Annotated in this window: 24 protein-coding genes; 13 read left to right on the top strand and 11 right to left on the bottom strand. The window is 44.9% G+C overall.

Annotated features, from left to right (window positions below; translation table 11 throughout):
* Positions 1-57: 57 nt before the first annotated feature.
* Complete coding sequence (gene yidD / locus GHNINEIG_RS09935; RefSeq protein WP_135796510.1) at positions 58-333, bottom strand: membrane protein insertion efficiency factor YidD; 276 nt, start codon at positions 331-333, stop codon at positions 58-60.
* 179 nt (positions 334-512) lie between these two features.
* On the opposite strand from yidD, the gene GHNINEIG_RS09930 reads away from it, so the two are divergent.
* The 4 genes from GHNINEIG_RS09930 to GHNINEIG_RS09915 all read left to right on the top strand — a co-directional run bounded on the left by GHNINEIG_RS09930 (position 513) and on the right by GHNINEIG_RS09915 (position 5,449).
* Positions 513-1,847 (top strand): dihydroorotase, encoded by a 1,335-nt coding sequence (locus GHNINEIG_RS09930; RefSeq protein WP_135796509.1) that lies wholly within the window; start codon positions 513-515, stop codon positions 1,845-1,847.
* A 209-nt stretch (positions 1,848-2,056) separates the two neighbouring features.
* A complete protein-coding gene (locus GHNINEIG_RS09925) occupies positions 2,057-3,259 on the top strand; it encodes an EAL and HDOD domain-containing protein (RefSeq protein ID WP_135796508.1) in 1,203 nt (400 codons plus the stop codon).
* Positions 3,260-3,299: 40 nt separating this feature from the next.
* A complete protein-coding gene (locus GHNINEIG_RS09920) occupies positions 3,300-4,670 on the top strand; it encodes an NAD-dependent succinate-semialdehyde dehydrogenase (protein WP_135796507.1) in 1,371 nt (456 codons plus the stop codon).
* Entirely contained in the window at positions 4,670-5,449 is a 780-nt protein-coding gene (locus GHNINEIG_RS09915; protein ID WP_135796506.1) for an EI24 domain-containing protein, read from the top strand. Before GHNINEIG_RS09920 ends, GHNINEIG_RS09915 begins: the two co-directional genes overlap by 1 nt.
* A gap of 32 nt (positions 5,450-5,481) precedes the next feature.
* On the opposite strand, the gene GHNINEIG_RS09910 is transcribed toward GHNINEIG_RS09915, so the two are convergent.
* The 4 genes from GHNINEIG_RS09910 to ppnN all read right to left on the bottom strand — a co-directional run bounded on the left by GHNINEIG_RS09910 (position 5,482) and on the right by ppnN (position 9,356).
* The gene (locus GHNINEIG_RS09910; RefSeq protein WP_135796505.1) at positions 5,482-5,952 is read right to left on the bottom strand and encodes a hypothetical protein; all 471 of its coding nucleotides are present in this window, start codon (positions 5,950-5,952) and stop codon (positions 5,482-5,484) included.
* Between the two features lies 1 nt (position 5,953).
* Positions 5,954-6,574 carry a TetR/AcrR family transcriptional regulator gene (locus tag GHNINEIG_RS09905; protein WP_135796504.1) on the bottom strand — a complete coding sequence of 207 codons (621 nt, stop codon included), beginning with the start codon at positions 6,572-6,574 and terminating at the stop codon, positions 5,954-5,956.
* Positions 6,575-6,693: 119 nt separating this feature from the next.
* The gene (locus GHNINEIG_RS09900; protein ID WP_135796503.1) at positions 6,694-7,899 is read right to left on the bottom strand and encodes a DEAD/DEAH box helicase; all 1,206 of its coding nucleotides are present in this window, start codon (positions 7,897-7,899) and stop codon (positions 6,694-6,696) included.
* 83 nt (positions 7,900-7,982) lie between these two features.
* On the bottom strand, positions 7,983-9,356 hold the full coding sequence (gene ppnN, locus GHNINEIG_RS09895) for a nucleotide 5'-monophosphate nucleosidase PpnN (RefSeq protein ID WP_135796502.1): 1,374 nt from the start codon (positions 9,354-9,356) through the stop codon (positions 7,983-7,985).
* Between the two features lie 40 nt (positions 9,357-9,396).
* Here ppnN and GHNINEIG_RS09890 point away from each other — a divergent pair, with 40 nt between their 5' ends.
* Both GHNINEIG_RS09890 and GHNINEIG_RS09885 read left to right on the top strand, forming a co-directional pair.
* Positions 9,397-10,500, top strand: coding sequence for an AI-2E family transporter (locus GHNINEIG_RS09890; protein ID WP_135796501.1), 1,104 nt, complete (start codon positions 9,397-9,399; stop codon positions 10,498-10,500).
* Positions 10,501-10,652: 152 nt separating this feature from the next.
* On the top strand, positions 10,653-11,756 hold the full coding sequence (locus tag GHNINEIG_RS09885; RefSeq protein WP_135796864.1) for an MBL fold metallo-hydrolase: 1,104 nt from the start codon (positions 10,653-10,655) through the stop codon (positions 11,754-11,756).
* Positions 11,757-11,860: 104 nt separating this feature from the next.
* Here the strand turns inward: GHNINEIG_RS09885 and GHNINEIG_RS09880 are convergent, their stop codons facing one another.
* Together GHNINEIG_RS09880 and GHNINEIG_RS09875 are read right to left on the bottom strand one after the other, a co-directional pair.
* Positions 11,861-12,733 carry a tetratricopeptide repeat protein gene (locus GHNINEIG_RS09880; RefSeq protein ID WP_135796500.1) on the bottom strand — a complete coding sequence of 291 codons (873 nt, stop codon included), beginning with the start codon at positions 12,731-12,733 and terminating at the stop codon, positions 11,861-11,863.
* A gap of 119 nt (positions 12,734-12,852) precedes the next feature.
* Positions 12,853-14,472 (bottom strand): 2-isopropylmalate synthase, encoded by a 1,620-nt coding sequence (locus GHNINEIG_RS09875; RefSeq protein WP_135796863.1) that lies wholly within the window; start codon positions 14,470-14,472, stop codon positions 12,853-12,855.
* Positions 14,473-14,707: 235 nt separating this feature from the next.
* Between GHNINEIG_RS09875 and GHNINEIG_RS09870 the strand changes: the two genes are divergently transcribed.
* Positions 14,708-15,184, top strand: a complete 477-nt coding sequence (locus GHNINEIG_RS09870; protein WP_135796499.1) for an Lrp/AsnC family transcriptional regulator — start codon at positions 14,708-14,710, stop codon at positions 15,182-15,184.
* A gap of 4 nt (positions 15,185-15,188) precedes the next feature.
* Positions 15,189-15,788: a hypothetical protein gene (locus tag GHNINEIG_RS09865; protein WP_135796498.1), complete on the top strand. Its 600-nt coding sequence runs from the start codon at positions 15,189-15,191 to the stop codon at positions 15,786-15,788.
* A 43-nt stretch (positions 15,789-15,831) separates the two neighbouring features.
* Here the strand turns inward: GHNINEIG_RS09865 and folE2 are convergent, their stop codons facing one another.
* The 4 genes from folE2 to GHNINEIG_RS09845 form a co-directional block, all read right to left on the bottom strand.
* The gene (folE2, locus tag GHNINEIG_RS09860) at positions 15,832-16,779 is read right to left on the bottom strand and encodes a GTP cyclohydrolase FolE2 (RefSeq protein WP_135796497.1); all 948 of its coding nucleotides are present in this window, start codon (positions 16,777-16,779) and stop codon (positions 15,832-15,834) included.
* Between the two features lie 175 nt (positions 16,780-16,954).
* Positions 16,955-17,965, bottom strand: a complete 1,011-nt coding sequence (locus GHNINEIG_RS09855) for a CobW family GTP-binding protein (RefSeq protein WP_135796496.1) — start codon at positions 17,963-17,965, stop codon at positions 16,955-16,957.
* Positions 17,949-19,289 carry an FAD-dependent oxidoreductase gene (locus GHNINEIG_RS09850; RefSeq protein ID WP_135796495.1) on the bottom strand — a complete coding sequence of 447 codons (1,341 nt, stop codon included), beginning with the start codon at positions 19,287-19,289 and terminating at the stop codon, positions 17,949-17,951. Before GHNINEIG_RS09850 ends, GHNINEIG_RS09855 begins: the two co-directional genes overlap by 17 nt.
* Positions 19,290-19,401: 112 nt before the next feature.
* A complete protein-coding gene (locus GHNINEIG_RS09845; RefSeq protein ID WP_135796494.1) occupies positions 19,402-19,755 on the bottom strand; it encodes an ArsR/SmtB family transcription factor in 354 nt (117 codons plus the stop codon).
* 223 nt (positions 19,756-19,978) lie between these two features.
* Here GHNINEIG_RS09845 and GHNINEIG_RS09840 point away from each other — a divergent pair, with 223 nt between their 5' ends.
* The 5 genes from GHNINEIG_RS09840 to arsJ all read left to right on the top strand — a co-directional run bounded on the left by GHNINEIG_RS09840 (position 19,979) and on the right by arsJ (position 24,841).
* Entirely contained in the window at positions 19,979-20,896 is a 918-nt protein-coding gene (locus tag GHNINEIG_RS09840; RefSeq protein ID WP_223260873.1) for an MBL fold metallo-hydrolase, read from the top strand.
* Positions 20,897-20,919: 23 nt separating this feature from the next.
* Positions 20,920-21,879 (top strand): permease, encoded by a 960-nt coding sequence (locus tag GHNINEIG_RS09835; RefSeq protein ID WP_135796492.1) that lies wholly within the window; start codon positions 20,920-20,922, stop codon positions 21,877-21,879.
* Between the two features lie 70 nt (positions 21,880-21,949).
* Entirely contained in the window at positions 21,950-22,531 is a 582-nt protein-coding gene (locus tag GHNINEIG_RS11775; protein WP_135796491.1) for a thioredoxin family protein, read from the top strand.
* Between the two features lie 83 nt (positions 22,532-22,614).
* Positions 22,615-23,637, top strand: a complete 1,023-nt coding sequence (locus GHNINEIG_RS09825) for an ArsJ-associated glyceraldehyde-3-phosphate dehydrogenase (protein ID WP_135796490.1) — start codon at positions 22,615-22,617, stop codon at positions 23,635-23,637.
* Positions 23,638-23,644: 7 nt separating this feature from the next.
* Positions 23,645-24,841 carry an organoarsenical effux MFS transporter ArsJ gene (gene arsJ / locus GHNINEIG_RS09820; RefSeq protein WP_135796489.1) on the top strand — a complete coding sequence of 399 codons (1,197 nt, stop codon included), beginning with the start codon at positions 23,645-23,647 and terminating at the stop codon, positions 24,839-24,841.
* Positions 24,842-24,875: the final 34 nt, after the last annotated feature.

The following is a 24,875-nucleotide window of genomic DNA, read 5'->3' as shown; positions in this document are numbered from 1 at the left end:
AAAAATAGGATATCGGATTTAAATGACGCTGAGATGACTTTTTCAGAGAAAGCAATATCAAGTTTTCTCTGAACCTTCCTTTGAAGAGGTTTCTTTATTGGTATGGCAGCCACAATCTGGCACAGGGTCAACCCCACCAGGGTTTCCTGGGTGACACTTTGCAATTCGTTTGATTGCCAGCCATAAGCCGCAAAACACGCCATGTTTTTGTACCGCCTCGATCGTATAGTGAGAACAGGTCGGGTAAAACCGGCAACGAGGGCCAAGTAACGGGCTGATAAAAAGCTGGTAGAAGCGGATAGGCAAGATGATCAGCCATTTAAAAGGGTTCATAATGTACTCTAAACAGTTGGGAATGATTTGAAACGATTATGATAAGCTTATCATAAATAGGCTGTGGTGCTTGAAAAGCAGTCTATGGGTTAGAACGTATAGATTGAAATAAAATACTGTTGAACCTTTTTATTAGCGTTTAGAATACATGTAATTATCGAAATGGACAGAGTGAAGCTATGAAAACGATTCTAATTACCCAAGCCAAAGTTGTGAATGAAGGTAAAATTTTTGAAGCCGATGTTTTAATCAAAGACGGCTTGATTCAACAAATTGCGCCGAAATTAGACGTTTCAGCCGATACCGTTATCGATGCCCAAGGTCAGCATTTATTGCCTGGTTTTATTGATGATCAGGTGCATTTCAGAGATCCTGGTTTTGCAGCCAAAGGCAGTATTGCAACAGAATCAAAAGCGGCCATTGCTGGCGGAACCACTTCGTTTATGGACATGCCGAATGTGAAACCAACCACGACGACGCTTGAGAATCTTGAAGCGAAGTTTGACTTGGCTTCTAAAACCTCTTGGGCCAATTATTCATTTTATTTGGGTGCCACTAACGACAATATCGAAGAAGTGAAGGCGTTAGACCCTAATCAAGCGTGCGGGGTTAAGATATTCATGGGAGCATCCACAGGAAATATGTTGGTCGATCGTGAAAAAGCGTTAACCGATATTTTTACCCATAGCCCGACATTGATTACCACGCATTGTGAAGATACCCCGATGATTCAAGCGCAAGAAGCGATTTACCGTGAAAAGTATGGTGAGGATGTCCCGATGAAATACCATCCTGATATCCGGTGCCGCGAAGCCTGTTACAAATCATCTTCTTTTGCTGTGGATCTGGCGAAAAAAACGGGGGCAGATTTACATGTATTGCACTTGACGACCGCTGAAGAAATGGCTTTGTTCGAACCAGGCCCGGTCGCAGGTAAAAAGATTACCGCAGAAGCCTGTGTGCACCATCTATGGTTTGCCGAAGAAGATTATGAAACCAAAGGCAGTTTAATCAAGTGTAATCCGGCGATCAAAAAAATATCCGATCGCGACGCGGTTCGTCAAGCGGTAAGAGAAGGCCGAATTGACATTATCGCAACAGATCATGCCCCACATACATGGGAAGAAAAGCAAAATACCTATTTTACCGCTCCGGCCGGTTTGCCGCAGGTTCAACAGTCGTTAACGGCATTGTTGGATATGGTGCATCAGGGGGTGTTTGATTTAGAAACTGTTGTGCAGAAAACCGCGCATAATGTCGCCATTCGATATGAAATTAAAGACCGTGGTTATATTCGAGAAGGCTATGCGGCGGATATTGTGTTGGTAGACATGAATAAGCCGCACACCGACAACAAAGCAGATAACCTGTATCAGTGTGGCTGGTCTCCGTGGGAAGGGCATACCTTTAAATCGAGCGTGATGACAACCATTGTCAATGGAGAAATTAAATATCATCAAGGGCAGTTTTCCGAGTTTACTCCGGGACAGAGATTGTCATTTGATCGCAGTTAATTTGATAGACCTTCAAAAATAACCAGGCCTGGCGGTTTTAAATAAACGATCTTAATCAACTTTGCTTTCTAATAAGTCATTTTTGCTTGCGTTCAATAAACGTGCAGAGTAAAGTTTTTATAAGCCTGATAAAAGCCTTTAAATACCTATTCTATATAAGTAAAGGCTGATTGAAGACTCTTGTTTAGCCACTCATTAGGGGTTTAAAAATGTCAGAAGTTTTTATTGGCCGCCAGCCGATTTTAGATCAATCTATGAAAGTCTTTGCCTATGAATTGGAATTTCATCAAGGACTTAATCCGAACCAAACGACCGTCGCTGCCACAGAACAGCTTCTTCAAAAAACCGAAGAGGAGATTGGGTTTCAATCGATTGTCGGCAAACATTCCGCATTGATGCAACTCCCCAGAGAGTTGATTGCTCATGCCAAGCTTCCTGCGTTTGACTCCAATCATCGTATCGTATTAGAAATCCCCAATGATGTAACGCATGATATTGAGATTTTAAAAAGTTTAAAAGCGCTAAAACAGGAAGGATCGTCTATTGCGCTGGATAATTTTACCGATGATGAATCGAGTCAAAAACTGGCGGCCATCAGTGATTTTGTCAAAATAGATAATGAAGCCTGTTCTGAAGTGAAGATGAAATCAATGTTAAAATCACTTCATGAGAAAGGGGTTAAAGTCATTGCTGAAAAAGTTGAAACGGAAGAAATGTTCAACTACTTGAAAAAGATGGGCTTTGATTACTTCCAAGGGTATTTTTTCACCAACCCTGTGGTTATGAATGGGCACAAGTTGTCTGGCAATAAACTGACTTTATTGCAGCTTGTTTCAAAAATAAATGATCCCAGTACCGGTTTTGAAGAACTTTCGAAGATATTAAGTCATGATGTGGCTTTAAGTCATAAACTGTTGGTTGCAGTAAATAATCCCGCAGCGATGATTCCAATTAAAGTTGAAACCATTGCAGACGCATTAAAGTATATGGGGCTCAAACGATTGAAATTCTGGGTGAATATGATGCTGCTGTCTGATTTGGAAGATACCCCCAAAGAGCTGCTGACAACCTCTTTGGTTCGAGCCAAGTTTTGTGAAAAGCTTGCTGAGAAATCTGGCCACAGCCGTGACAAAGACAGCTTCTTTTTAGTCGGCTTGTTTTCCAGCTTAGGCGCATTTTTCCGTGCTCCCATTGAATCGATTGTGGAAGAAATGCCATTGTCGGATGACATTAAAGTAGCGCTTGTGGATAAAAAAGGGCCGATGGGTGAAGCTTTGAAATGCTTACAAAAACTGGAGTCTACAGACGCCAGTAGTATTGATTTATGCTATGAAACCGTCGGTATCAGTGATATCGCCAACATTTTTATGTCAGCATCTGCTTGGGCACAGCAAGCAACCGACAATCTTTAATACTTATAAATTAACCGTCCAAACAAAGAAGGAAAAGGATATGGCCATGCAATCAATCAACCCTGCGACAGGAGAACTCGTCGCGGAATTCGATACTTGGGATCAAGCAACACTGGATGATGTTGTGACACAAGCAGGGTATGAATTTGCAGATTGGTCAAAGCTTACGCCTTTGGAAGACCGAGTGGCGTTATTAAAACGGCTAGGTGATGTTCTGATGGATGATCAGTCGTTGTTAGCCGAACTGATTACGCTTGAAATGGGAAAACTCTATTCCGAAGCCTTGGCGGAAGTTGAAAAGTGTGCGCTGCTGTGTGACTACTATGCTGAACATGCCGAGCAATTTCTGGCCGATGAGCCGGTAGAATCGGATGCCTCCCGTAGTTATGTCGCTTATTTACCCTTGGGTGTGGTGTTGGGTGTCATGCCATGGAATTACCCTTTCTGGCAAGTGTTCCGTTTTGCGGTGCCAACTGTCACGGCGGGAAATATCGCCTTGTTGAAACATGCTTCAAATGTCCCGCAATGTGCTTTGGCAATCGAGGAAGTGTTCCGAAAAGCTGGGTATCCTGACGGTATTTTTACAAACTTGATGATTGGTTCAGACAAAGTAGAATCGGTTATTCGTCATCCTACGGTAAGAGCGGTATCTTTGACTGGAAGTGAACCGGCCGGTCGTAAGGTCGCCAGCGTTGCGGGTGAAGAGTTGAAAAAAACGGTTTTGGAGCTAGGTGGGTCGGATGCGTTTATCGTGTTGGATAATGCCGATATTAAGCAAGCTGTTGCCGGCGCCGTAAAAGGTCGTTTTCTGAATGCGGGGCAAAGTTGTATTGCCGCGAAACGCTTTATTGTCGACAGTATGATTGCAGATGATTTTACGGCACAGTTCCAGGCGGCAATCGAAGATCAGTTTGTTGCCGGCGATCCGATGGATAAAGAAACGACTTTAGCGCCGATGGCGCGTCAGGATTTATTGGATGAGCTTCACCAGCAAGTGATGAAATCTGTGGAACTGGGGGCGAAAATTATCACGGGCGGTTATCAGCTGGACCGCCCCGGATATTATTATGCGCCAACAATTCTGACAAATGTCACCAGTAATATGCCGGCTTATAATGAAGAATTCTTTGGGCCTGTGGCCATTGTTTTGAAGGCTTCTGAGCCAGCGCATGCGTTAGGACTAGCTAATGCGACTGACTTTGGTCTGGGCGGTTCTATCTGGGGAAATGATATTGCCACCGCTGAAACGATGGCGAGAGGCATGGAGTCAGGCGCGACCTTTATTAACAGCTCTACCTTTTCCGATCCGCGTTTGCCTTTCGGTGGGGTAAAAAATTCCGGTTATGGCCGCGAACTGTCCGCGCAAGGGATTCGAGAGTTTACGAATATTAAAACCATTTGGGTGAAATAATGACATTGCTTTGGAAAACACTGGTCGATTTAAAAGAGCCTGCTATCTTGATTCGACTATTCATTCCGTTTGTGGTGGGGTTGATTGTCGTCTCTTTGATGGGGTACGGTTTGTTCGGGTTTATTCTGACCAGTGATTTCGTAACGCAAAGCGCTTTCGTGCAAGATTTTAACAGCTGGCAACAACAAGCCGAAGACACCATTGGTGGTATTCCATTAGTGGGCGGCTTGATTCTCTGGTTTCTTGGGTTTACCGTTGCCGTGATTGCAGGCATGCTTGGGATTGTTTTAGGCAGTTATTTAGTATTGTTGTTTGCCATGATTGTGACCGGGTTTATGACAGATTCTCTGGTAAAAGCGGTACACGATAAGCATTACCCACATACGCCTTACAGCGGGCATGGATCAATGGCAGGCATGATCTGGAAGTTGGTTAAATTCGGGTTGCTGATGTTGTTACTGATTTTAGTGACGTTTCCTTTGCTGTTTGTTCCATTGATTAATGTTGTTTGGTTCTGGTTGATTGGTTTTCTATTTTTTCATTACGCAATCGTATTGGATGTGGGGCAGGTCATTTTGCCGGAACCATTGTTTAAGAAACTGAAGCCGATTACTAATTGGCCACCCACGTTTTCCATAGGTGTGTTGTATGCCTTGAGTATTTTTCCGATTATCAGTTTCTTTGCTCCCGTACTCGCAGTGATCGCATTATCGCATTATTATTTCGACCAGCTCTCATTGGAACCTGGTTTAGATGATGTTGACGCCATTATTGATTGATATATTCCCTGTGAGTTCTTTTCTAGCAGGGGTTATGGTAAGGCCGGGTCGGTCGATAGTTTGATTTGATACGTGGCGTGACAACTGATACAAGTCTGCTGTAACGTTGCCAATCTTTCCAGTATGACGGTTGAATCGCCCATAGTTTCTGCTTCATAGGCAATGTCTTCAAATCCTCTATGAATTTTAGGCCCTAAGGTTTTAAACCCTTTCGGCAGTTTTTTTCTTAAGCTCGTTGGCGTGGAGTTCATTTGCTGAATGCCAACCTGTCGAGCCGTTATTTTGACCGTTTCCATGTCGTTATTTAAGCTGGCGGCCAAGATTTTTTGGCTGGCTACTAAGAACTGACGCATTTCACTCAAGAGTAAACTCTTTTCCTCTTTGTCTAACCATATGGCGGTTCGATTATCGGCAGACATTGCGGGAAGCGTGATGATGGTGAATAAAACGCCGAGTGTAAGGCGATTGAAGAATAATTGTATCGGGTATGCTGTCAATGTCATGCTAGCTCTCCTTTGTTTTTTTGACCAGGCCTGATTGCAGAATCTGAATCAGTTGCTGGGTAAAGTCATCCAATGTTGGATCAAGTTTTTCAGTGCTTTCAATATGGTCTCGCATTGGCTGGCTTGTCAGATAAAAACACAAGCTGCCGATAATCATAAAATGTGGCGTCAGAGGATTGATAGATTCAATGTGTTGGCAAAAAGGTCGCGTACTTAAAATGGCTTTCAGATTCGACAGTAATCGTTGCATTTGTTGCCGAGCAGTGACAGGCATATTGTGGCCACCAGACGCAATTTCTCGCATGAGAATTGCAGGCATTGCGGGGGTGTCATGTGCTAGTTTTGCAAATGTCTTGACGAACGCTTCCAGTTTTAAGGTATCCGTCGTGGCATGTTCGGTGGCTTCAATCACCGCATCGGCAACGTTGCCGAATAGGTGTGTTAAACATTGTTCATAGAGGTTCGACTTGTCTTGGAAGTGATAATAAATGCTGGCTTTATTAACACCTGATCGAATGGTTAATTCGTCCATTATGGTGCCATCGTAGCCTTTTTCAGCGAACATATCGGTTGCTGTATCACGAATTTTTAGTGCCGTTGTATTGTGTTTCTGGCGAGCCATTTATGGAGGAATCCTGAAGGATAATTAAATTAACTATATAGTTTAACTATTTAGTTATAAAAATCCAGGATTCAAATGTGAAAGAAATGTGCGAGTCATAAAAAAGGAGGTGAAAAAGGTTATTTTTTCTTTTTCTTGGCGGCTTTCTTCTTCTTTTTCTTGGGTTTTTTGAGCGCGTCTTTTAATTTGAAACTTGGCTCAAGCCCTTTGATTTTGCTGACAGGCAGAGATTGCTGCAAATGATATTCAATGCGTTGCAAGTTGGTGATGTCATGGCGTTCCACCAAGTTGATGGCGATTCCCACTTGTTGTGCACGTCCTGTGCGTCCAATACGATGAATATAGATGTCTCCACGATACGGAATGTCATAATTGATGACATGGGTCACGTTTGAAATATCTAAACCTCGAGCAGCGACATCGGTGGCAACCAGAACCTTGACCTTTCCTTGTTTGAATTTTTGAGTTTTTTCCAAGCGTTTGGCTTGAATAAAATCACCATGTAAGACCGTGCTGGAAATCTGTTCGTTTTGAAGCCAGTCAGCCAACTCAATTGCTCGGTCTTTTTTGTTGCAGAACACTATGGCGCTTTGGCAAGTTTCATCTTCCAAAATCGCTTTGAGTAGGGCTTGCTTATGTGCCTTATCGTTTGCTAGGTAAACCAATTGCTGAATCTGTTCTGATTTTTCATTCGGCGCGTTGACTTGGATGACTTCAGGGGAGTCGAGCACTTCTTCAGCAAATTTGGTGATGCCTGATCCCGCTAATGTGGCAGAAAAACAGGCCGCTTGGAAATCGCCAGGAATGGCTTCAATTAAAGCTAAAACATCAGGGCCTTGTCCCATGTCTAGCATTCGATCGGCTTCATCAATAATCAGGAGTTCAATGTCTGAAAGGTCAATAAACTCTTTACTCATAATATTTAGCAATCGTCCAGGTGTGGCCACCAGAATGTCCATATTCGATTGTAAGATTTCCAGCTGTTTGTCTGAAGCGAACCCGCCCGTCACAACATTCGACTCAAAAGGGCAGTGAGTGCCTAACTGTTTAACCACTTTATGGATTTGAAAAGCCAGTTCTCGTGTTGGCGCTAAAATCAGCACTCTCGGTTTACGGCTCGGTCTGGGGTCATCCAATAAAAACTGTAAGGCGGGTAACACAAAGGCGGCTGTCTTTCCTGTTCCGGTCGCAGCGCCAGCCAGCACATCTTTGCTCAACAACATTTCAGGAATCGCTTCCGCCTGGATAGGGGTCGGTTTGTGATAATGTTGCTCTTCAATCGCCGTAAGGAGTTTGGGATCAAGGTCTAGTTCTTCGAAGGTCATGGCTGCTCTTTGGTTATCAGTCGTTGCTTTTAATCATTTAAAAGCGTACGAGTCGTACAGAAAAAAGGAGTTATCCGTTAGGATTAATCAGAAATGATATTATAGCAAGGCTCGTAGTTATCCGTTCCTAATTTCATTCGGCGTTGTTCAATGAACTGTTTTAATAACTTATCCATGCGACTCATGATTTCACGATCCCCTTTGATTTGAAAAGGACCATGTTTTTCAATTTGAGCAATTCCTTCCGTTTTAACGTTTCCGGCCACGATGGCTGAGAAGACGCAGCGTAAATGACTGGCCAGTTCATGGGCGGGTTGCTCTTTATGCAACCTCAGTTGAGAAACGCTTTCATGGGTAGGATTAAATGGCTGTTGTAGTTCAAATGGAATGTGTAGGTTCCAGTTAAAGTAATACGCATCGCTGTTCGCTTTACGATGAATTTTGACCTCTTGAATGCCGTGTTGAATAAAATCAGCGGCTTCTTCCGGGTGGCCGATTAATAATGTCAGCTTATCAGTTGCTTCTTTCCCCAGTGTATATTCTATGAATTCAATCACCGCATCAAAATAAGCTTTACCGGATTTCGGAGCAGTCAGTACCACAGGTAAAGGAATATCTTCATTTTTTGGGTGCATTAAAACGCTCAGTAGGTACAGAATTTCTTCCATCGTGCCAGCACCCCCCGGGAAAATGATAATGCCATGCCCTAGTCGCATGAACGCCTCTAGGCGTTTTTCAATGTCCGGCATAATGGTGAGTTCATTCACAATCGCATTGGGTGCTTCTGCCGCGATAATGCCCGGTTCTGTGAGTCCGATAAAGCGTCCTTTGGTATATCGTTGCTTTCCATGCCCTAGTACGGCGCCTTTCATTGGGCCTTTCATCGCACCGGGGCCACAACCGGTACAAATATCCAGTTTTCGCAGTCCAAGGTGGTAGCCGGTTTGTTTGGTGTACTTATATTCTTCTAGCGTAATGGAGTGGCCGCCCCAGCACGTCACAATATTGGGAACGCAATCCGGTTTCATCAATGAGGCGTTTCTGGCTAGGTGGAAAATCGCATTCGTGATGCCGAAAGAAGTTGAGAGATTAAATTCACCACTGTCCATAATCTCATTTCGAGCATAAATTAAGTCCCGGATGACAGCGGTCAAATGTTCTTGTAACCCTTCAATCATGACCCCATTTACAAACGCGTTTTCAGGCGCATTCTCAATTTCCATTTGTAACCCGCGACCTTTGATGTACACCCGAATTTGAAAATCAGGGTGCGCTTCCAGTAAAGCCAACCCGTTGTCATCTTTAGTGCCGGTATTCAGTACAGCCAAACTACATTGTCTGAAAACATCATTCAGACCTTGATCGGTTTGGTCACACAACTGCTGTGCTTCTTTATAGGAAAGGATTTGCAGGGCGCCTGCGGGGCGAATTAAAGCTTTTTTGATGAGATTATTCATGATAGATTAGTGTTACTAAATTTCTGTCCAGGTTGATATTATGCGCTCAAATGCCCCTTATGAAGAAGGTTTTTTAATTATTTTACTCTTGACCGCTGTTGTCGGGCTACTTTGGCTGTTTTCCCCTTTTTTAGAGGCATTGCTGTTTGCGATGATTCTCGCCACCGCAACTTACTCCTTGTATTTAAAAGTATTACCCAAAGTAAAGCAATCGCCAAATTATGCTTCGGCAGTCATGAGTGTCTTTGTGTTTGCAACGGTGATTGCACCGGTGACATATTTGTTGCTGGAAGTTGGGTTGCAAGTCGGGCATATCGTCAGTCAGGCAGAACAGTGGTTATCTCAGCAGACGCCGGAAACTTTGGCAGAATTGAATAAAAACCTTGTGGAAGTCATTCCTTTTCCTGAAAGTACACAAATGGAATTGATTCGACAGGTCAAAGACAATTCCGACAAACTCATTGCCTTTGCACAAGAAACGATTATGTTTCTGGTGAAGGGGATTTTTGGCAGCACCACTTCATTCATTACCTTTATCTTTTTAGCGGTCTTTGCGTTGTTTTTCTTTTATCGTGATGGGCACCGTATTTCTCATCATTTAAAAATTTTGTCACCGTTGGAAAACTACTATGACACCATGATCATGACGCGCTTTTCAAATCTGTCGACCATTTTGTTATTGTCGGTACTGGGGGTGGCATTGATGCAAGGGGTTGTGTTTGCCATCGTGGCTTGGTTTTTAGGCATGCCGGGATTGTTTATCGGAATGGCGATCGCCATTACCTCTTTTATTCCGATTGTCGGTGCGGCATTGATTTGGATTCCTTTTGCTCTGGTTATGGCTGCACAGGGAGATTATGTCGCCGCCAGTGTGGTGGTGTTCTTTGGTGCCGTCGTGAACGGGTTCTTTATTGATAATGTTGTCCGTCCGATGTTGATTCAAAAAATCTCGGCTTCCTTAGGGGGCGCTTCTGAAGAGTTAGCCGTAGCAAATCATACTTTGATTACCGTGTTATCCACCTTTGCCGGACTGATTCACTTCGGGATGATCGGTTTGTTTTTCGGACCTGTCATCGCCGCCATGGCGATTACCATCTTTGATGTTTACGCCCATAAAAACTCAGATTTATTAGACCGAACGTAATTATTCCCTCAAACCCTATTGAATTATTTTGTCAGTGATTAAAAACCTCAATGAGGTTTTTACTGCGTAAATGTTATTATCGTTTTACATTTGAACTACCGTTTGCGTCACGCAATGAATGAAATGATTTAAAACAATGATTAGGAGGAATGATGAAAGGCACTTATAAACTGAGTTTTATTGCTTTAATGGCCGGGTTGGCTGTGTTGCCTAACGTCAACGCGGAAACCAATCAAGACCCCTATGTCGCTGGCTTTGAAGCCTGGGCCAAAGAAGTCGGTAATGGCAATGGTAATATCCAGTCTCAGGCCGCTAAAACCTATGTCAATAATGTGAAAGCAACCGAAAAAAAGGCTGGCTATATTGGTGATAAACTGCCGTTGCCAAAAGCCGTGAAAGTGACGGACGGCGTTTATACCATTGTTGGTAGTCAGATTTGGCATAACCCCTCCAACTTCGGACTGAATAACAATATTTCGTTTGTCATTTTCAAAGATGGCGTGTTCGTCTTCAATGCGGGCGCCAATCCGGCGATTGCTTATAGTGTGCATCAACAAATCAAAAAGCTGACTAAGAAACCAGTGAAATGGGTGGCAGTTGAAAACAATCAAGGGCATGCTTATTTGGGAGCAAGCTACTGGGTGGATGTCGGCGTTAAGAACCTGTATTCCAGTGATTTGGCCAATATGCAGTTCGATCAAGCATTTGACGCGATCAAACAGGAATGGTCAATGCGTGTCGGTAAGGCAATTACCGCATCGGCGCGTAATGTCTCAGATAAATTCACGACCTTTAACAATAAAATGGAAGTCGATGTCGGTGATGGCGAAAAATTCATTTTGATGGACTTTGGGCCTGGGCATACACCGGCATCCACCAGTGTTTACGTTCCATCAAGAAAAGTCTTTTTATCAGGTGATTTAGCGTTTAATGAGCGCATGCCGGTAATGTTTGCTTACACTAACAGTTTTGACTGGATGAACTCGTTTGAAAACATGATGAAAGTCATTCCAAAAGACGTGTTTGTGATTCCGGGGCATGGTACGCCAACCAATATGGCGACGGTGAAAAAACAAACTTATGACTATTTCCGTTACCTGCAGAAAGAAATCCAAAAAGTCGTCGATGAAGGCGGGCATCAGGAAGAAGCAGAAAACGTCGATCAGTCGATGTATAAAGATCGTCCCGTGTTTGACCAAGCTGCGAAAAACAATGCCAGACGCATTTACATCGAAATCACCGGTGGGGATTTTTAATTCACCTTTCTTAGAAAATCAGTAGGCAATAAAAAAGGGCTGAAAGCCCTTTTTTATTGCCTGAAAAGCATGAGTTTTTAACCAGGCCTGGGGTTTTTTATCGGTTATGCGACCAGGTTTCCTAAGATTCGGCGGAATTCGTTCGCCTGTTCCGGGTCGTTCGGCGCCAGCATTTGAATCACGCTTACGGTCATTTCTTGTGCGGCCCCGTCTTTATAATCCGGTTGCGTGTCCAGGATGGTGAATAGTTGATCCATCGCTTCCATATACTGATGATCGGCGATGTAACAAATCGATAAATCAAACCGTGCATCAAAATCATTTGGGTTGGCTTCCACTTGACCTAGTAAAGTTTCCTTTCCGGCGGTTTTATTAGCTAACCCTTTGAAAGTGATTTGCCCCGTTAAGGCACGACCGGTTTCACTGTCTTTTTGGCTATCCGGCAGTTTGTTGAACAGCTCGGTGGCTTGTTCCAGTAAACCGACATCCAGCATCACTTGAATCATGTCCATTGCAACCATGACGTTGCTCGGGTCTTTTTGAATCGCTTCAGTCAACAGTTGAATCGCGGCCGGCGTGTCGCCTTCCAGGTGTTTTAGTCGCGCTTGCTCGCGCATATCATCCGATTCACGGAAAATGCCAAAGTTCTTGAGTACGGCACGCAATTCGTCCGTGGTCATCAAGCCCACTTCGTTATGAACGATTTCGCCCTCTTTAAAGACTTTTAAAGATGGCACATTGACGATGTCATACATTTCACGTAAATCCACCTCCATGTCCGTGTCGACCCGTGCGGCAATAAATTGTCCGGCAAACGTTTCGGCCAGGTCAGAAAGCGAGTTTTCCATTTGAACGCAGGTACCAAGCGTCGGGTTCATGAATAAAACAAACACGGGCAGCTTGTACGAGTTGGTCAAAACAATGTTGTTGAAATTGTTTTTCGAGACTTCAAAGTTATAAATTTCTGGTTGGCTCATAATGGAATTCTTGTGTTGTGGGTTCAAGGTAATAGCTTGTTATTATAGCAATTTCAGAACATTCTGCCGCTCTGGTTTGGTTGTGCGAAAAAAAACCGCCAGGACTGGCGGTTTTACAATTAATGAATGGTGGACAACAAAGCCTGAATCATCGCGGAAACGGTGTCCTCCGCCATGGCGATCCCGATGCGTTTGCTGTCTTTATGTTGCACATACACATAGGCAATCGCTTTCGAGTCTTTGCCTTCATGCAAGGCATGCTCGCTGTAATCTAAAACATCCACCTGTTGCCCGGTGCGTCTTTGCCAGGCATCACACAAAGCGCTTAAGGTGCCATTGCCTTGACCCTGCCAAGTTTCGCCATTCACTTCCACGCTTAAATGCTCTTTGCCTTCCTTGCGGGATAGTTGGTAATTGTTCAATTCCGCTAAAGCTTTGTCCAAGCGATAATGCTGGATAAACGCATCATACAGCATCTGATGACTGACAATCCCGCCCGCTTGTTCGGCAATGGTTTGCGCGACCGGTGCAAAGTCTTGCTGCACCCATTTAGGCAAGTTCAAATCATACTCTTGGGTCAGCACGAATGCCGCGCCCGCTTTACCGGACTGGCTGTTGACACGAATAATCGCCTCATAGCTCCGGTTCAAATCTTTCGGGTCAATCGGTAAGTACGCCACATTCCACGGTTCATCGTCTTTTTGGCGCATCAAGCATTTGCGAATTGCATCCTGATGGCTGCCGGAATACGCTGTGTAAACGGCTTCACCCACCCACGGATGACGAACATGGGTGTCAATTTTGGTGACTTCTTCAATTACCGGTACCCAACTGTCTGGGTTGGACAAGTTCAGTTGCGGGTCGATGCCTTCGCTGTATAGGTTCATTGCCAAAGTCACAATGTCCATATTCCCCGTGCGCTCGCCATTGCCTAGCAAAGTGCCTTCTATACGATCGGCACCTGCTAATAATGATAGCTCCGCTGCCGCCACCGCACAGCCGCGATCGTTATGGGTGTGGATGGAGATAATGGCGGATTCACGGTTTTTCAAATGGGTGATGAAATATTCCACCTGGTCGGCAAAGCGGTTTGGAGACGTACTTTCCACCGTGGCGGGCAAATTTAAAATGCAGCGATTGTCTGGTGTCGGTTGCCACACATCCATCACCGCCTGGCACACTTCAACCGCATAATCGGTCTCGGTTTGAGAAAAGCTTTCCGGTGAGTATTGGAATACCCAGTTCGATTCCGGATGCTCTTTGGCATAACTTTGTACCCATTTGGCGCCTTGGACGGCCATGGCTTTAATATCGGCTTTCGATTTACAGAAAACCTTTTCACGTTGTACGGTAGAGGTGGTGTTGTACACATGCACCACCGCTTGCTTCACGCCTTGCAACGCTTCATAAGTGCGCTTAATCAAATGCTCTCTGGCCTGCACCAGCACCTGCACCGTCACGTCGTCCGGAATGCGGTTTTCTTCAATTAAGCGGCGCGCAAAATCAAATTCCAACTGACTAGCGGCCGGGAAACCGATTTCGATGGTTTTAAAACCAATCGCCACCAGTTGATCCCAAAGCTTAAGCTTTTGCTCCACCGTCATTGGGTTGGCCAACGCCTGATTGCCGTCTCGTAGATCGACACTTGCCCAAATCGGTGCCTGGGTAAGGCGTTGGTTCGGCCACTGGCGATTGGGTAAATCGGGCGTGATCGTTGGGCGATATTTTTCAGGAGTCATCGTGTTCACAGTTTTTTTTCCTATGGATGTTCGGTTATTGATTGCGTTTTCAGCGTTGCGAGCGAATGGCGCTCACCTCTGGAGAAAATTGTAACAACTTAAGCGGTCTATTTAATTGTGAAAAATTAACTAATTTACGGTAATATCACAACTAAATATCAATAATGTAGTTAAAATAGAAATAAACTGCTTGTATATAAAGTTTTATTAAAATAATTGGATAAAAATGGCCATTATGACAACCGAACATTTCGATAAATACGACAAAGCCATTCTGAGCACCTTGCAAAATAACGGCCGTTTAAGCAATCAAGAACTCGCCGAAGCCATCGGCTTATCCCCCTCAGCTTGTTTAAGGCGTTTTAAAGCTTTGGAAGAAGCGGGTGTGATTGTCGGCTATCGTGCTTTATTAGATGCCAAATCCTTAGGATTAGACTTGATGGCGCTAGTACATATTTCCATGGATAAGCACACGCACGAACGTTTTGAAGCGTTTGATGAAGCAATACAGGCATTGCCAAATGTGGTGGAGTGTCTGTTACTTACGGGGCAAACGGCGGATTATCAGTTAAAGGTTGTGGTGAAGGATTTGGAAGCCTATCAAGATTTATTGCTCAATCATATTACCCAAATCGAAGGCGTCAGCGGCGTGCACACCAGTTTTGTCTTACGCAAAGTGGTGGATAAAACGGCGTTGCCGATTGGAGAGTAATTCTATGTCTGATAGAAAGATAGAACATTTAACTGACGAAAATGGACGGATACCTATATTTCTGGATAACAATGTTTGGGATTTTTTGTTTCGTAACCGTATTGATTTATGTGCTGAGTTTCCACCAAAAAGGTTTAACCTTTGTATTAATAAAGAAGTTAGTTTTGAAAAAGATGAAATTCCTAATCTAGATACGCAAGAATTTATAAAGCACCTAATGGATGAGTGTGTCAAAGTCATTCCTTTTTTTGGTTTTTATGATGAAAGGCATTCCCCAGATAAGCAACGTTCCGGAGGGTTTGGTGACTTGTTTAATCCCGGTGTTGGTGGCGTATTTTCAGATAAAAATCAGGAAGCATATAGAAAACAATTAAATGATTTGTATTTGAAGGCTGGTAAAAACAAAAAAACCGATTTATATAAAAATGAAGCGGATATTGATTTAGCTGTGAGGTCCATGAGTTCAATTGTTTTAACGTTAGATAAAAAGCGAGGCCCTTTAAAAACGGCTTGTGACGATGGAAATTATGTTGTCTTTTTAAATCATTTTGAATGGTTTGGAGGAGGCAGCTTGGAATCTTATGTTTTAGAACAATTTCAATAAAAAAACGCCCAGGCCTGGGCGTTTTTATTGAGAACGAAACGACTTAGTTCTGGAAGCGTTCCATAAAGTTCGGTTCGTCGGAGTATCCGCCCGGAACGTTTTTGGTGACAATCGCCACGGCATCGTGTGGATGTAAGCTTTCCAAGTGGTTGACACGCACCCAGTAATCTTTGTATTCCGGGCAGCTTTCCAATTTGGCTTGTAAGCGGCGCGCGGCATCTTCACAGAACATCAGGTTGGTGGCATTCAAGCGGGCGAATTCTTGCTCGTCTTCGCGTTTCACCGTTGATTGCACCGGTGTTTTCACCGCGTCTTCAATCTGGTTGATGACATTGGATAAATTCAGCGGGTGCTCGGCATTCACTTTCAGTTTCACCTGTGCATAAGAGCGCTGGCTGTGCGGCGTGGCACAGATGCCTTCCGGCGTACCGAGCCATTCCAATACTTGGTTGTAATCCAATTCTTGTCCGTTGAACTGTTGTTCAAAGGCTTCTTGAATCAGCTGACGCGATAAAGCCGCTGAACAAGGGCAAGTGGAGGAATACGGCACGCTGATGCTGATTTCACACTCAAATTGGCCGTTTCGCATTTCCCCTCTTAGGGTACAAGGGTAATGTTTCCAACCAGAGTTGTCTGATTTGAGCGAGCGGCGTCTTTCATAGTAATCAAATCGAAATTCCACAAAGGCATTCTGGCTGAGGCCTTGGTGTGATTCGATGAACGCGGTTAACAGGGTTTGAATGCTGGCAGGGTTCAGCGGGGCATTCGACCCCATTTCATCGAGTATCAAGTACAGTCGAGACATGTGGATGCCTTTGCTTAAAGGATCGTCGAGACTGACGTAAGCTTGAACTTGTGATGAAAGGGTTAAGGTTTGCGAATCTTGTTCGATTTTGATTGGCAGTTCAATGCCACTCATTCCGACCCAGTTCAGTTTGCCTTGTGGGTCTTGGTGGGGCTGGCAAGCGATATCGGGCATGTGCTTTGTCATGCAATTTCCTTCGGCTTTTGAGTGCTTTGATTTAAACGATTTTAAAGCAAAGTCGTGCTCATATTGTAAAAAAGAAGAAAATTATACCATATGTTGTGATTATCTGAGTCAACGACTCAAGTTTATTTGTAAGCAAAGTCCGTAATTTACACGCTGCGTAAGCAAAAATTCGGGGTTATTTGTCTCGAATCAGCAGGGCTTTTTGTAGCTCGGTTTCGATGTGTTGCAGTTGGTCGCTGATGTCGGTTTGGTAGATAAGTTCCAAACGGCTGTCTTGGCGCCAAGCGATGTCTTCCAAGGTGATTTGGTCATCGATTTGATTGAACAGTTGCCATTCATTGCCCGTTCTTAAAATGCCTTTACCGCGAATCAAGTTGGGTTGTTGGCTGATGAATTCTTTGAACCGAATTCGATTGAATTGAACTTGTGGACTGAATTGCCAACCAATCGTGCTGGTGACGCCAATCTGTACCTGAATGTTTAAGCAATGTGGCAGGGAGGATTGATAGTCAATTGGCGTATGCTGGGTTTGTTCAGTATGTTCGTTCAGCCCTTCCAGCAAAGTGAAAGGCGCTTGGGTTTGTTTAAAATCGACCAGGCCTGGCTGCTTTTCGGCAAAGTCTCCGAATTGTGTGAGGAGGATGTTTTCTTTCGGAGGGTAAACGCTCTGTAACAACGTTTTGGCTTGTTGAATCTCTTCAGAGGAAGCGGTATCGATTTTGTTCAGCAAAATGGTGTCAGCCAAATGAATTAAGTCTCGCATCACAGCGGATTTTTGCCAGCGTTTCGGGGTCAGTTGAGCGGGGGTGATTAAGCAGATGATGCCAGCAAGATGAATTTGGGGTTGGAATGCTCTGAGGGTATCAATGATTTTAGCGGGGTGTCCCAATCCAGTTGGCTCAATGAGAATGCGGTCAAGCGGGTGTTTTAATAACGATTGCAAAGCCTGCTGATAGCCCATTTGAGCGCTACAGCAAATGCATCCGCCGGAAACGGCCTCGATGACATCGCTATCAAGATTAAGGGTGGCGGCATCAATACCGATTTCACCAAATTCATTGATGAGCAGCCCCCAAGTTTCGTGCGCGGGTTTGTGCTCAAGCAGATGGTGAATGGTAGTGGTTTTACCACTGCCAAGCAGGCCCGTCACCAAGGTGACAGGAATTGATTTAGAGGTCTTTTCCATCCAACAAATCGTTGATGAGTTCGTCTTTTTTCAAGGTTCTGCCCAGGCGTTCGCAAATGATTTGCGCATCACGGTAAGCATTCCCCAGACAGGTGGTGGCGCCAGGAGATGGCGTCATGTTAAAAATGACATTGCCGGTTTCTGGAACGATGCTGGCTTCACCCAGTTTAAGCTGTTTGGTGGTTTTATCGATGACTTGTGGTCGTACACCGCCAAACCCTTCGGCATAGGTTAAGTCATCCGTTGTGATGTTAGGTAGAATCTTACGCGCATCTTTCACAAACAGTTTTTTATTCAACCATGGAATTTCAAACAAGAAATTACGGAAAATGTAGTTTCGAATGGTGCTGTCTTTTAACAGATCCCAGAAAACGCGTAACACTTTGGTGTCCAATTTGAGAGTTTTCCAGAAATCCCAATAAGTGCCGCCTGTATAGCGCTCCAATTTAGGCAGTGCCAATGCAGTGGGTCCTAAACGCGTTTTGCCGGGTTCGGTCAAGTCCGGATCACCATGTAACGCGGCAAATGGTAGCTTGTCGTTTTGCATGGTGTAGACTTTTCCGTTCAGCATGTTCGGGGCAAAATAGAAGCTGCCCGCCATCGGTAGTGTGGATAAGTCCATGCCATGCCCCATTTTGTTGGCCAGCAATAAACTGTGTGCACCGGCTGAGACGACCACAAAGTTTGCCATAAAGGTGCCGTGGGCGGTGTTTAGTTCATAGTGGTCTTCAAAGTCCTTGATGTCATCGACTTTCGAGCTTAAGAAAACCTGGATGTCTTTACCGGTTTTACGAGCGCTTTCAATAAAAGACTTGGATAAGACGCCATAGTTCACCGCGGAGTATTCATCGGTGCAGCCGCTGGCCATGATTTTTTCCGGGCGTGGTTTGCCATTGATTAAAGCGACATTCGGCTCGACTTCGGCAATTTTTTCAGCATCCCACAGCTCCATGTAGGGGAAGCCTTCTTTGAATTCTTCATGACGTTTTTCCAAACGTTCACATTCCTCTTCGCCGACGGCAAGAATCATTTTCGGGTATTTGAACAAGAAGTCGTTTTTATCGACTTGTTCTGCGTATTTCACCAACATGTTAGCCGTACGCTTGACTGAAATGGCTTTTTCCAAGGTGTAGTTGGTTTCGATGTCACCGCAATGTAACGTTTGGCTGTTGCTACGCGCATTGGAGTTTAATGGCGCCAAAGAGCCGTACTTTTCCAGGATGGCGATGGATTTGATGTCGGTGTATTTGGCCAGGGTATAAGCCAGCGCGGTTCCAGTGATTCCACCGCCAACGATCACCACATCAAACATACGATTTTGCATAGCATTTCAGTCCATTTAAAATTTTTAGGAAGCTCGCTATTATATAAAATTCTTTAGGGTTTGCATAATGAGAATTGAGGTAAGCTGTTGTTATTCGGTCGATAGAAAAAAATTAAGAGGTCGATTGGCAGCTTCGAGGATGGATTTCGTATTTTTCTAACGCGACCAAATCGCTCTGGCATTCAGGCGTTGCCTTCAACAAAGTTTGAAGCTCGGTCAAGTTCAGTAAAGAAAGGGCGTGGTGTTCGATTTGGTAATGCATCCAAGTGCCTTCTCGCCAAGAATTGACCAGGCCTGCATTTTTCAGATAGTTAAGGTGGCGTGAGATGGTACTTTGGCCTTGTTCGAGAACGGTGACGAGATCGCAAACGCATAAGGTGTCTCTTTGCAGTAACAATGCAAGGATGCGTAATCTTAGCGGTTCGGAAAGGGCTTTAAAAAGACGGGCGGTATTATCTAGGGTCACAGTTTCGGTTTCAATTGGTTTTATTAATGATTTATATCATATCGCCTGTTGGTCTGTTCAGGCAACTTTGTTAATTTTTTATCGTGTGAGTGCTGTTCTGGTAATCAAAAGGTTTACTTTTTGATAGAGGGTGGCGTATTATATATCTGTTTATGCGGATATATGAATTTATATGATTTTTAAGGTCCTAAATTATGGGGGCAATTTGAAAATGAAAAACGTTATGAGATGGGTTGCGGTGTTGTTTTTATTGGGTGGAATGACGTCAGCGTGGTCCGCCGGGATTGAATTTCGTCAAGTCACGACAGGTGTCTATGCCTATGTGGGGCCTTTAACGGATCGTACGCCTGAAAATCTAGGGCTGAATAATAATATCGGTTTGATTGATACGTCGGAGGGTTGGGTCTTTGTCGATTCCGGTGCCGGTGATTTGGCAGCAAAGGCTTTGGAAAAAGCGGCTCAAAAGATTAAATCTCAGCCGGTCGTGGCAGTGGTGAATTTAGGCAGTCAGGACCACCGATGGTTGGGGAATGATTATTTTGCTCGACAGGGCGCGAAGATTTATGCCTACCAAGGAACGGTCGCGACCCAGAAAAAAATGTTTGCCCAATTGCAGTCATCGTTGGTCAGAAAGGTGCCCGCTTTAAAAGGCACGAAAATGAAAACGGCGGACAAAGTTCTAGATGCAGAGCAAAACAGCTTTTCAATTGGCGGGGTTGCAATGCAGCTTAATTTTTATGGCGACGCCCATTTCCCAGGTGATGCCGTGCTGTGGTTGCCGAAACAACAGGTTTTATTCACGGGTGATATTGTTTATGTCGACCGTATGTTAGGCATTCACCCTTGGTCGAATGTAGTGTCTTGGAATGCTGCTTATCAATCCATGCGTGCTTTACCGGCAGAATTCGTTGTGCCGGGACATGGTCGAGTGACAAACTGGCAGCAAGCGGATGCGGAAACCGGAGACTATTTGGCAAAGTTGGTTGAAACCATGACGGAAGAAGCGGAAAACTTTTCCGGCGTGGGGGCGGCAGTATCCGCCAATGTAAATTGGCCAGCTTTTAAACATTTGAAGCATTACGATTCGTGGCATAAACGAAACTTGAATCGTGCGTATTTGCAGATAGAAGCGTCGCTTTAAACTCAGAAATAACAGGAAATTTCATGTTTGAGTTAATCGGAAATCAGCTGGCCTATGAAGTATTGAAACTGGACCCACAAAGCGCACTGGGCGCGTCGGTGCAGTTTTTTATCATGGATACGCTGAAAATATTCGTGATGCTGGTGGTGATTATTTATCTGATGGGGTTGCTCAGAGCCTTTGTGTCGACCGAGCGAGTTCGAACCATTGTCGTGGGCAAACCGAAATGGATGGGACGTTCTTTGGCGATTTTGTTAGGTGGTGTAACCCCGTTTTGTTCTTGTTCTTCGGTGCCCTTATTTATCGGGTTTGTGGAAGCGCGTATTCCTTTAGGAATCACTTTTGCGTTTTTAATTGCCAGTCCGATGATTAATGAAGTGGCGGTGGTATTGCTGATCGGTATTTTAGGGTGGCAAGTGGCCTTGCTCTATGTATTAGCCGGCGTTGTTGTGGCCTATGTCGGGTCGATGGTGATGGAAGCATTTAAGCCGGAGCGCTGGGTAGAAGCCTATGTTTGGGACATTAAAGTGAGACAAACGCAAGAGCAACAGGCTTATTCCGGCGGCATAAAAGAACGTCATGACTTTGCCTGGAATGAAGTCAAGGTCATTGTTCAGCGTATTTGGTTGTGGGTTGTTGTCGGGATTGGAATTGGTGCGGCATTTCATGGTTATGTACCTCAAGCTTGGATTGAATCAACCTTGGCAGATGCTCAGAATTGGTGGGGTGTGCCGGCTGCCGTTTTAATTGGGGTGCCTTTATATTCCAATGCGACCGGTGTGATTCCGATTGTGGAAGCGATGTTGATGAAAGGGGTGCCGATTGGAACCAGCTTGGCTTTGATGATGAGTATTGCAGCGTTATCACTGCCGGAACTATTGATCTTACGTAAAGTCATCCGTTGGCCGGCATTGGTGCTGTTTATCACTGTGTTGGCAATCGCCTTTATGGCAGTGGGTTATCTATTTAATGCTATTTTTTAAGAATGTATCTTGATTGAAAACGGCCAGGCCTGGCTGTTTTTGCAAAGTGTCAAAATAATAGGAGAGAAGAATGAAAGGGAATTTGATGGTCAGAATGATGACCTTTATGGTGTTGTTGTCGATCGGCTTGGCGCATATATTTAACCAAGTGAATTTATGGGAGCTTAACTGGCTATGGCTGGCGGTGTTTGCCAGTGCGATGGGATTTCAAGCGACCTTTACCGGGTTGTGCCCTTCTAACTTAGTCGGTAAGCTGTCGAAAACGGGTGAATGTTGTCCGGCGGGCAGTTGCAGCACAACATCTCAAACTGAAAAGGCACAGAAAGCAACTTCTCAGGCGGGTTGTTGCGGATCAGATAGCAGTGCGAAAAACAGTGCGAATGACTGTTGTGGCTCGCAATCTGGGGTTGAAATTAAGGTATTGGGAACAGGTTGTGCCAGTTGTGACAATGCTGTGAAATTGATTCAGTCGGTGGCGGATCAGAAAAAGATAGCGGTGCAGATTGTGAAGGTAGAGGATGTCAGTGAAATTGCTTCTTATGGGGTGATGAGTACGCCGGCCATCGTGATTCATGAAGAAGTGATTCATAGTGGCAGCATTCCGAGTCAGGATAAAGTCGCTGAATGGCTCGATGAACTGGCTTCTTCATAATTCATGTAATTGCAATATATGGATGGCTAGCGAGCCATAAAATATGAATTTAAAAATACTGAATATAAAAAAGAGAGACTAGCATGATTAAGGTTGCCATCAATGGTTTTGGGCGAATGGGGCGCTTGGCGTTAAGAGAAGCGTATGATTGGCCGGATGTCGAGTTTGTGCATATTAATGAAATCGCAACCGATGCGGCAGGTTCGGCGCATCTGTTACATTTTGATTCGGCACATGGGCGTTGGTGGCATGAAGCGGAAGCGGAAGGCAATACGATTCAAATTGAAGATCAGGTCATTTCTTATTCATCCAATGAAGCGATTGCCGACACGAATTGGGGCGCGATGGATGTGGATGTCGTGATTGAAGCGACCGGAAAATTCCGAACGCGTGAGAGTCTGCAAGCTTATCTGGATCAAGGTGTCAAGCAAGTGATTGTGGCGGCACCGATGAAAGAAGACATCAAGAACATCGTGATGGGCATTAACGATAACGTGTTTGACGCCGGCCAAGATCCGATTATCACGGCGGCTTCGTGTACGACCAATTGTATTGCACCAGTAATCAAGATCATGCATGAAAAAATCGGTATTCAACACGGCATGATTACCACCATGCATGATCGTACCAATACCCAGAAAGTGGTGGATCACGGTCATTCGGATTTACGTCGTGCACGTGCGTCATTCGAGTCGCTGATTCCGACGACGACGGGTTCAGCCAAGGCGATTGGCACTATTTTTCCAGAACTGAATGGACGTTTGAATGGATTGGCGGTGCGCGTCCCCTTTATGAATGCGTCTTTGACGGACTTGGTACTGGAAATGAAACGTCCGACATCGGTGGAAGAAGTGAATCAGTTTTTAAAACAAGCCTCTGAAAATGAGCTGGAAGGCATTCTAGGCTATGAAGAGCGTCCTTTGGTGTCGGTCGACTATGAAGGCGAGACTTGCTCTTCGGTGATTGATGCGCCTTCGACGATGGTGGTGAATGGCACGCAAGTGAAATTACTGGCTTGGTATGACAATGAGATCGGCTATGTGACCCGTATGATGGAGTTGGCAGTAAAAGTGGCGTTGTTAAATCGTCACGCAAACGCGGAATAAATTCGGCATGACATTATCCCCTTTACAGCAATATGGCTTGGTGACGGCAAATTACTGGGCCTTTACCGTCACTGATGGCGCGATTCGAATGCTGGTGTTGCTGTATTTTCATCAGTTGGGCTACAGTCCGCTTGAGATTGCTTTGCTGTTCGTGTTCTATGAATTTTTTGGCATTGTTACCAATCTGTTCGGTGGCTGGCTGGGGGCGCGATTAGGTTTGAACGTCACCATGAATTTGGGGCTGGGGTTACAGATCATTGCCTTGATGATGTTGACGGTTTCCCCGGAATGGTTGACGGTGGCCTACGTGATGACCGCGCAAGCCTTGTCGGGCATCGCGAAAGATTTGAATAAAATGTCGGCCAAAAGTTCGGTGAAAAGCCTGGCCTCGGAAGCGACCGGACAGTTGTATCGCTGGGTGGCGTTATTGACGGGTTCTAAAAATGCCTTGAAAGGAGTGGGCTTTTTTGTCGGGGCCGCCTTGTTAGGGGCAGTCGGTTTTGCGAATGCGTTGTATGTCTTGACAGTTTTGATTGTTATTCCGCTGATCTTCTCATTACTGTGGTTGGATGGCTCGCTTGGGAAGGCGAAAAACAAACCGAAATTTCAGGACGTTTTTTCCAAGTCGTCGGCCATCAATTGGTTATCCGGCGCGCGCTTCTTTTTGTTTGGCGCGCGTGATGTCTGGTTTGTGGTGGCTTTACCGGTCTATTTGCAGGCGGTTTTAGGCTGGTCTCATACCGCGGTCGGCGCGTTTATGGCCAGTTGGATCATCGGTTACGGTATTGTTCAGGCGTTTGCGCCTAAATTGACGGGGCGAGGAAAAGAGCAGGCGAATCCGACACAGCAAACCGCGATGAAGCTGGCGTTGATGCTGGCGTTGGTGCCAATGACTATTGGATTGTTGCTGTCTTTTTCACCGACTCTGGTGGTGGCTTTCGGGTTGCTGGTGTTTGGGGTGGTGTTTGCTCTTAATTCTTCGGTGCATTCTTATTTGATTGTGTCTTATGCCGATGCGGATGGTACGTCTAAAGATGTCGGGTTTTACTATATGGCCAACGCCGCGGGTCGTTTAATCGGCACGATTTTGTCGGGTTGGTTATATCAAATCGCGGGACTGGAAGCGACATTGTGGGTATCGAGTCTGTTTGTGATTTTGGCGGCCTTGTTGGTTTTGAAAGCGAAACCGGTGCAAACCGTTTAGAATAGAAAGCGATGAATAAAAAACGACCAGGTCT

Origin of the sequence: Hydrogenovibrio crunogenus (assembly GCF_004786015.1) — a bacterium.
Taxonomy (GTDB): domain Bacteria; phylum Pseudomonadota; class Gammaproteobacteria; order Thiomicrospirales; family Thiomicrospiraceae; genus Hydrogenovibrio; species Hydrogenovibrio crunogenus.
Note: the sequence above shows the minus strand (reverse complement) of the source record. Positions and strands in the feature narration are given on the sequence as shown.